Consider the following 8,995-nt stretch of genomic DNA (forward strand, 5'->3'; position numbering starts at 1 on the left):
ACCGTCCTCCTTTGTGGATCATCGTAGACCCACCTTGGCACATTGATGCCGTCGGGGGGTGGTCACATCATCAAAGCCCATAAATTGGGCACGCTGCAGAACTTTCATCAAAACTTTACCAGCGTGTAATCGAGCTGTCATCAATTTTCACCATTGATTTCCCAAAGCTGCACAGCTGTGCGGTCAGAGAGTGGGAACAGTCGTGAACCAAATTCAAACAAACAATATAGCAAAGAGTTATGGCCAGACTGAGGTCTTGCGCCAGATTTCACTGTCGATCAATTCCGGTGAATTTGTGGCGGTTCTTGGGCCCTCAGGATGCGGAAAAACGACCTTATTACGCTGTCTTGCGGGTTTTGAACGGTTGGATTCCGGGAAAATAGACATTGGGGGCCAGACAGTTTCTGGCCCGAAGCGACATCTGCTGCCCGAAAATCGTGGCATTGGCGTGGTGTTTCAAAACTATGCACTCTGGCCACACATGAGCGTGACACAGAATGTCGCTTACGGGCTGAAAATTTCAGGAGTTCCCAAAAAGGAACGCAAAGCCCGTGTCGCCCACGTACTGGACCTTGTTGAGCTGGGCCCGCAGGCAAATAGGCGCCCGTCGGATTTATCTGGCGGCCAGCGGCAACGCGTTGCTTTGGCACGGTGTTTGGCCATGGAAAGTCGTGTTGTTTTGCTGGATGAACCTTTGGCCAATCTGGACGTCCATCTTCGCGGGGCATTGGAAGAAGAATTTGCAGCGTTCCATGCTCGTACGGGTGCGACAATGTTCTATATCACACACGATCAGTCTGAAGCCTTAGCTCTGGCAGATCGTGTCGCGGTTATGGATCGCGGTCGAATTTTGCAATTCGATAAACCAGAGGCATTATTTCGTCGACCTTCTACCGAAACCGTCGCTGGATTCATCGGTGAAGGCCGCGTGCTTGAGGCCGAAGATATTCGCCCGCTGGGGGGCGGGTTCGCGTCTGCAATCGTACTAGGTCAGCCGGTCAAGTTGCGCTGCAACCTTGACCAAGATGCGCGTGCGCATGCCAAAATTTCGTTCCATCCCGGCGATTTGCATATGATCGCAGACGCCGCACCCGATGGCATCTGCGCCAACGTCACACGCGCAACCTACAGAGGCGCCTATCTGCGTGCCAACGTGATGGCCGGCCCATCGGGAGCCGTTCCGTTGTCAGTGGATATTGCCGCGCCTGCATCTTTGACATCCGGTCAACAGGTCAAACTTGCCCTGAATGACGGCTGGGTCATCCCGACGACACACCCAACTTGCAACCATATCTAGGACAAAAGAATAATGAAACTTTTCCCTCTTACACTTGTTGCGGTCCTCATGGCTGGCGGTGCCTATGCTGAAACAACGCTAACGCTGTACACAAGCCAAGCACCTGAACAAGCACAGGAAACCGTCGACGCGTTTGAAGCCGCCCATCCGGATATTAAAGTCGAATGGACCCGCAACGGAACATCGGCCCTGATGAACGTAATGCGCGCCGAAATCGAAGCGGGTCAAATCCAACCAGATGTTTTGCTAGTGGCTGATGTGATCAACCTTGGTGAACTGAAGGCTGGGGGTCATCTTATGACTTATCCAGACGCGCCAGTCGCGAACTATGATCCGGTGACATATGATCAGGATATGACCTTTTTCGGCACTAAGGCGATCACGACAGGTATTGCCTATAATCCAAATATTGCCGCGCCAGTCGCAACATGGGCTGAATTGCTCACCGAAGAAAATCGCGGCATGATCGCTGTGCCGTCACCGCTGTATTCTGGTGCCGCCCTGAATCACCTGCACGCACTGCTTAGTGCCGAAAATATCGGTTGGGACTTCTATGAAGGCCTGAACGATCTGGATGTCATACCAGAAGGCGGCAACGGCCCCGCGACGAAGGCTGTCGCGTCTGGCATGGCAAAATATGCAATCATAGTCGATGCCAACGCACTGCGCGCCAAAGCTGCCGGTTCGCCAATTGACTACATTGTTCCGAACGATGGCGTTTCTTTCATCACCGAACCTGCTGCAATTATGGCAACGACGGAACATGCGGAAGAAGCCAAGCAATTTATCGATTTCTTGCTCAGCGAAGCAGGACAAGAACTGGTGGCTAAACAAGGCAACTTGCCGATCTTGCCAGGTGTTGACGGCCCTGATGGGTTTCCAAATCTCACAGATATGAAGCTTCTGGGATATGATGCCGATGAGGCATTGGGAGCGAATGAAACCGTCCGCGAAAAATTCGCAGATACTTTTGGGCTCTAATAGAGTGACTGTATATAACAATATGCCGAAGCGTCTTTTCTGGACGCTTCGGCCCGAGCTGGGGCTTGGAGGCGAGCGCGCGTTGTTGCTGGCGCTCGTGCTTTTCGTTGGGGTGCTATCGATAGCACCGCTGGCACGGCTGGCGTATGCAGCACTGGTTACGAACGACGGTTTCGACCTAGATCGTATCGTCGATGTCCTTGGTGGCCGCAGGGTGCTTGAAGCAACAGTCAATACCATCTGGATTGCCGTTTCCGCGACTCTGATATCTACGGTTCTTGGCACGATCGCAGCGCTGCTGTGCAACCTGACCGACATGCGCAAGCGGTCGCTTTGGGTTTTCGGGTTTATGTTGCCGTTGATGATCCCGCCGCAGGTTATTGCGTTGGCATGGGTTCAGGCCTTTTCACCAGCCAGCCCGTTGTTGGGCATTCTTGGTTGGTCATTACCGCCGGGCATGCGTCATCCACTCTATTCTATGGGGGGTATTATCCTTTTGCTTGGCCTGTATAATGGGCCACTGGTTTTCCTATCTGTTCGGGCCAGCCTGCAACGTCTACCCGCATCCATGATCGAAGCCGCCCATGCGAATGGCGCAGGCCATCGGGCTGCAACCCTTGATATCATTTTACCCCTGATACGCAGCGGCATATTTGCTGGTGCTGCGCTGGCTTTTGTTTCCGCAATTGGGAACTTTGGAATCCAGGCAATGCTCGGCATTCCGGGGCGTGTTCCGACATTGATCACCCTGATCTACCGTCGCCTCAACTCTTACGGAACCTCGGCACTCAATGATATGGCCCTGCTGGCCCTGCTACTGGCTGTTTTGACTGTTGGTGGCATGACGCTGACGGCTTGGTTGGGTCGGCAAGGTGATCAACGTGTTGAAACGGCGCAGCGCCCACCACGCATTGCGCTGGGGCGCTGGGGTCTTCCGATCGTTGGCATCGCATGGCTGTATCATTTGATTTTTTTGATGTTGCCGCTTTCTGCCCTGTTTGGCACGGCGTTGGTTCGCGGATATGGACAGCCCGTAAACTTTGAAACCATCACATTCCAAAACTTCTCGAACGCCCTTTTCTATCATGAAGGTATTCGTGATGCTTTTTTGACCAGCCTTTGGGTGACGTTAACCACCGTGGCAGTATTGATCCCCGTCGCGGTCGCACTCGGTTATGTGTTGACTTGGCGTCAGGGGTGTATCGCGCAGTTTCTGCGAATGGCATCAGAAATGGCATACGCCTTGCCTGGGATTATTATCGGTGTGGCAATGATCCTGTTTTTCCTGCGCCCGTTACCTTTTATTGGGACCGGCTTGTATGGAACTGTTTGGGTCATTCTAGCCGCCTATATGTCAAATTTTCTGGCACTGGCGTTGCGCCCGATACTTGGTGGATATGCGCAGCTTGATCGCGGGCTGGACGAGGCTGCACAGCTTGCCGGCGCTGGAATTTTTGCACGGTTACGTGACATTGTGCTGCCGTCACTGGCACCCGCAGTTATGGCCTCGGCTATTCTTGTCTTCATGACGGCAATCAACGAAATTCAGACATCTGTTTTATTGGTGTCGTCGCGCGCGCAAACGATCGGCCCGATGATCATATTCCTTGAGGAGGCGGGATCGTCCACCTTGGCTGCTGCAGTTGGCTGCTTGATGGTTGTAATGGTGCTTGTGTTGATGAGCGGTAGTCTTCTGCTGGGGAACCGTTTGCCAGAGGGGGTTCTTCCATGGCGCGACTGACCGCGATTAGCGGCATGGGCCGCAAAAGCGCCGCTATTTTCCTACTTGAGTTGGAGGGTCGAAAACTGTTGCTCGATATGGGCAACGGTCTAGAGCTGGGAGAACATCCGGATTTGTCGGCCGTAGGTAAGGTCGACGCCGTGTTACTTAGCCACGTTCATATTGACCATGTCGGTGGGTTAGACCGATTGCATGAAATCGGTAATCCACCGGTCTATGCGAGCGCCAAAACGTTGCGGTGCCTACCTGACCACCTGAAGCCGGGTCAGTATGCAATATTGCCCGAAAATGGAAATACACAAGTCCTCGGCCTGCCTGTGGAAACGGGCCGCGCAGGACATGCGCCCGGTGGAATCTGGATGCGCTTTGACACTCCAGATGGCGGTTTTTTGTACACTGGCGATTTTAGTACAGAAGCCCGCCTCTTGGCTTGCGATCCTTTCCCGCGCGCGACAAGCGTGCTTGCCGATGCGTCTTATGGCGACCGCTCGGAAAAACTTGCTGATCAGATTGCCGCACTGGCAGTTCAAGCGGCTCAAGGCGCAATTTTACCCTGTCCGGAAAACGGGCGTGGCCCTGATATGGTTCTGGCACTTTCAGCGGCCGGACTTAATGTTCATGCCTGCGCCCGGATATCTGCCGAGACCGAAAGGTTGACAGGACATGCACCACCTGTGGTGGACGCTAAAACTGCGCGATCGGATCAGGTTATCGTCGCCAGCGGTCCCAACGCGGAAACAGGGTTGCCTGCATCTGTGGTTGGTCGCGTAAACTTTCGGTTCATTTTCTCCAGTCATGTGCCTCGAACCAGTCCAGCGCACGCGATTATCGAGAGCGGGCAAGCAACATGGATGGGCTGGAATGTCCACCCGCGCCAGTCCGACTTGGTCGCTCTGGCCCAACAGACTGGCGCACAGAGAATCCTGCCTGCATTTGTCAATCTGGACGAGGCTCCCCAACTGGTAGCCGCGCTCGGACCAAAGATTATCCGCACATTTCACACGAAGGTTTAATGATGTCTCTCGGCTATAAACAACAAAATATGTCGCCCTCAGTGCCCGCCGAAGAGGCGCAAGAAGATGCAAACCCACTGCTTATTCCCGTCGCCACCGGCATTGGTCCTGGGCTTGACGCGCTTTGGTTGGGGAATTTGACTGCCGCTGAGGACGCTTCCGCGTTGTACGAGGCCGGGATCACGGCCAGCCTTAACCTTGCAGTCAACATATTTCCATCGCCGCTTTCTTTACCGGATGGAACGCACGTTCGGCGGTATCAAATTGGTATGCTTGATGGCGTAGGAAATGCCCCTCAGACTTTGGCAGCCGCGGTCCTATTGGTTGACGGGCTTAACACCAGCTACACAAAGGGCAAACCGCATTACCCAAGCCATCGAAACGGAGGGCTGCTCGTGCATTGCCGTGGCGGGCGCTCTCGGTCGGTGACAGTGCTAGCCCTTTGGCTGCATTCGCGATTCACTTCGGAGCATCCTAGCTTGGACGCAGCACTCGCGCGTCTTAGATCTCTAAGAGGTTTAACTGAGACGTACCCGTTGCCCCCGATGATTGCTTTGGCGCGGGAGGCATTGGCGTTCATTCCGCTACAAAAATGATGGGAAAGGAGCGTCAAAAGCCCGGGGCAGCGCCCAGTGGGCGCTTTGTTTCAGCAAGTGACGTGGCTGAGCGGGCAGGTGTTTCGCGCTCGGCTGTGTCACGAACATTCACCCCCGGCAGCCAAGTTTCGAGCGCGGTTCGTTGCCGCATTATTGCGGCTGCTGAAGCACTCGGATATCGCGTCAATCGGCTGGCGCAGACACTCCATCAGGACCGATCAGATCTTGTTGGTGTGATTGGAGGGAATGTTTCGTCCCCCTATATAGCGGCCCAATTAGACGCGCTGAGTGCAGCTTTACACCAACGCAAACTGCAGTGCCTGTTGATGAACACCAGAAACAGCGACAAAGAAAGCCCGGATGAGTTGGCGCGGTTGCTTGATTATCGTGTGCGCAATGTTGTGGTGCTTTCAGGCGCGGTTCCAGATGAATTGATCCGGCTATGCGCACAGAACAGTGTGCGTATGGTTCTGATCAACCGTCCATCGCCGCCCGACGGTGCGACAGCCGACCTGATCCTTGCAGATTCGGCAAAAGGCGGCCGCTTGGCTGCCGACCGCCTGATTGCTGCAGGATGTCGTAATGTTGCTGTTGTCGTTTCTGGCTCACGCACATCTGTCAAAATAGCCAGAGCTGATGCTTTTTGCACGATAATGGCCGAGCACGGAATTCCTGTAATTCAGTGGACCAATGGTGCAAATTCCTATCAAACGGGCGTCGAAGCTGCGCGGGCTCTTTTGCCGAGGGCGGGACTAGATGGCATTTTCGGGGTGACCGATGAAATCGCGCTTGGCGTATTGAATACGGCACGCTTTGAGTTGGGTTTGTCAGTCCCCGCAGATGTATCGGTGATCGGGTTTGACGACGCGCCAATTTCGAGCTGGAAATCACATGACCTGACCACAATAAGTCAGCCGATCGATGCGCTAACACGTGCCACTATAAAGGCGATTGAATTGCCGTTAGACGCCCCGCCAGCCTGGTTCGAGATCCCTGTCGAACTTATCGAACGAGGCACAATTTCCTGATATGAGCTTCGCTGCATGGCGCATCCAGCCCACCATCGTGATCAGAGCCGGAAAACACCAGCTTCCGGCGGTCCAAGGTTGGGGAGCAGTGCATAACCCCAAGGACTCCACGTAAAGCTGGAGGAGACTTGGGTCTCAGGCCAGCCGCAATGGATGCCCGGATTCATCTTGGGTACGCCATTGCACCCTTCAATTCGTCGGGTAACAGCGCCTCTGGCCAATTCTGATAACTGACGGGCCGCAAAAAGCGTCTGATGGCCATGGTGCCAACGGATGTCGCGCCAAAATTGGTTGAGGCAGGGTATGGGCCGCCATGAACCATAGTGTCGTTAACCTCAACGCCCGTCGGAAAGCCGTTGATGAGAATGCGCCCCGCTTTGCGTTCCAACATCGGCGTCAGCCGGCGCGCGGCCTCCAGATCGGCGTCATCCATATGCAAGGTCGCTGTCAGTTGGCCTTCAAAGCCGTAGGCAAGGTGCGCCATCTCGTCAAGATCGCGCACGCGCACGATCAGGCCAAGTGGGCCGAAGACCTCCTCGCCAAGTGCAGAATCTTGGAGGTAGGCTTCGGCTGTAGTTTCATAAAGGTTCGGGCGGGCAAAACGATCTACGCTTTCTGTCACCAACAATGGTTTCACCGCATTGCGGCTGTCAAAACGGGCTTTGCCTTCACGATAGGCTTGGGCAATCCCGCTGGTCAACATGACTTGAGGTGCAGCCGAGGCCAATGTCGCATGCGCGGCCTCGCTAAACTGATCCGCATCCGGGCCGTCCATATCAACGGCAATACCGGGATTGGTGCAGAACTGCCCTGCGCCCATGGTCAGTGACCCTGCCCAGCCGGTTCCGATTTCGGCCGCCCGCGCCGCCATGGCAGCAGGCAGCAAGAACATCGGATTGATTGACCCAAGCTCGCCAAAGAAGGGGATCGGCTCGGCGCGCTGTGCGCAAAGATCAAACAGCGCCCGACCGCCTGCAAGGCTGCCGGTAAAACCAACAGCCTTGATCAATGAGTGCTGGACAAGGGCTGTCCCCACATCGCGCCGTCCCCCCTGAATAAGCGAAAACACGCCCGGATGCAGGCCACAGGATTTAACCGCAGCGTGGATCGCCTCGGCAATGATTTCGCCCGTTCCGGGATGCGCGCTGTGCCCCTTCACTACAACAGGGCAGCCCGCTGCAAGGGCCGATGCGGTATCACCACCCGCTGTTGAGAACGCTAAAGGAAAATTCGAGGCCCCAAAAACCGCAACCGGCCCGACAGGACGCTGCATCATGTACATTTCCGGGCGCGGCACCGGTTTACGATCCGGCAAAGCTGCATCATGGCGACGATCCAGATAGTCGCCTTTGCGGATATGATCCGCAAAAAGGCGCAACTGGCCAGTGGTCCGGCCCCGTTCGCCTTCAAGACGGGCGGCGGGAAGGCCGGTTTCAGACGTGCCGATTTCGGTGATCTGCGGGCCGCGCACCTCTATCTCATCCGCGATGGTTTCCAGAAATGTCGCACGGGTTTCGCGGTCCGACCAGCCATAAACAGCAAACGCCTGTTCCGCCGCCACACAGGCGCGATCCACCAGGTCGACACTGCCGACCGAGTAAGAATGCGCGGGGCCATAGGCCGGTTCACTGTCAAACCGCTGTTCGGATGACACCCATTCTCCAGCGATCAGATGGTTTCCATGAGGGGTGAAGGTCACTTGGTTCATGTCTAAATTCCTGTAGCTGACGAAGGGGTCTGCCCCATCCGCATATTTACAAACACAGCCAGCGGGATGCGCGCCGTGCATTTGGCCCTAGATCAAGCCGTTTTCTTTCAAGAACGCCGTCATGGTTGCCTGCTGTGGCTGCGTAAGCGGCCAGGCGGAAGGCGCGCGTGTTGGCCCGCAATCGCGGCCAATGGCCTGCAGCGCCGCCTTTACGCCGGTCACATTGGTGCCGTTCAACTCTTCCGAACGTACATCCTCAAACGGTTTCATCGTGCGGATAAGCGCATTTGCGCCAGCATAATCACCAGCTTCCAATGCCGCATGAATCGCAAGCGAGCGTGCGGGCCAAATGTTTATCATACCCGAGGTAAACCCACGCGCGCCAACTGCGTAAAACACAGGCGCCCAAACCTCGGCCAAACCGCCGACCCACACGATAGACGTATCGCAGGCCGCTTTCGCCTCGGCCAGTTTCATCGGGTTGGGGGTCGCCCATTTCACACCCTTGACGCCCTCAACCTCGCACAATGCGCGGATATTGTCGGTACCGATGGCGGGAGTGGGCAAAACCTGGTGGTCAGGCGGCCAGTTTCCTGTGAGCGACAGTCAATCGCCCGTCAAGAACGGCAGC

The 8,995-nt window shown here is 55.5% G+C and carries 7 protein-coding genes; 5 read left to right on the forward strand and 2 right to left on the reverse strand.

From position 1 onward, the window contains the following. Positions 1-202: 202 nt before the first annotated feature. The 5 genes from ACN0WV_RS19240 to ACN0WV_RS19260 all read left to right on the forward strand — a co-directional run bounded on the left by ACN0WV_RS19240 (position 203) and on the right by ACN0WV_RS19260 (position 6,656). Entirely contained in the window at positions 203-1,297 is a 1,095-nt protein-coding gene (locus tag ACN0WV_RS19240; protein ID WP_084354926.1) for an ABC transporter ATP-binding protein, read from the forward strand. A 12-nt stretch (positions 1,298-1,309) separates the two neighbouring features. Beyond that, complete coding sequence (locus tag ACN0WV_RS19245; RefSeq protein ID WP_084354927.1) at positions 1,310-2,278, forward strand: ABC transporter substrate-binding protein; 969 nt, start codon at positions 1,310-1,312, stop codon at positions 2,276-2,278. A gap of 4 nt (positions 2,279-2,282) precedes the next feature. Next, entirely contained in the window at positions 2,283-4,019 is a 1,737-nt protein-coding gene (locus ACN0WV_RS19250) for an ABC transporter permease (protein ID WP_235866706.1), read from the forward strand. Beyond that, complete coding sequence (locus ACN0WV_RS19255) at positions 4,007-5,032, forward strand: MBL fold metallo-hydrolase (protein WP_084354928.1); 1,026 nt, start codon at positions 4,007-4,009, stop codon at positions 5,030-5,032. Before ACN0WV_RS19250 ends, ACN0WV_RS19255 begins: the two co-directional genes overlap by 13 nt. Positions 5,033-5,624: 592 nt before the next feature. Next, the gene (locus ACN0WV_RS19260; RefSeq protein ID WP_235866707.1) at positions 5,625-6,656 is read left to right on the forward strand and encodes a LacI family DNA-binding transcriptional regulator; all 1,032 of its coding nucleotides are present in this window, start codon (positions 5,625-5,627) and stop codon (positions 6,654-6,656) included. Between the two features lie 163 nt (positions 6,657-6,819). Here the strand turns inward: ACN0WV_RS19260 and ACN0WV_RS19265 are convergent, their stop codons facing one another. Further along, on the reverse strand, positions 6,820-8,364 hold the full coding sequence (locus ACN0WV_RS19265; protein WP_417607862.1) for an aldehyde dehydrogenase (NADP(+)): 1,545 nt from the start codon (positions 8,362-8,364) through the stop codon (positions 6,820-6,822). Positions 8,365-8,451: 87 nt separating this feature from the next. After that, positions 8,452-8,931: a dihydrodipicolinate synthase family protein gene (locus tag ACN0WV_RS19270; RefSeq protein WP_417607863.1), complete on the reverse strand. Its 480-nt coding sequence runs from the start codon at positions 8,929-8,931 to the stop codon at positions 8,452-8,454. Between the last annotated feature and the right edge of the window lie 64 nt (positions 8,932-8,995).

The sequence above is a fragment of the Primorskyibacter flagellatus genome (assembly GCF_048268605.1).
GTDB lineage: Bacteria > Pseudomonadota > Alphaproteobacteria > Rhodobacterales > Rhodobacteraceae > Primorskyibacter > Primorskyibacter flagellatus.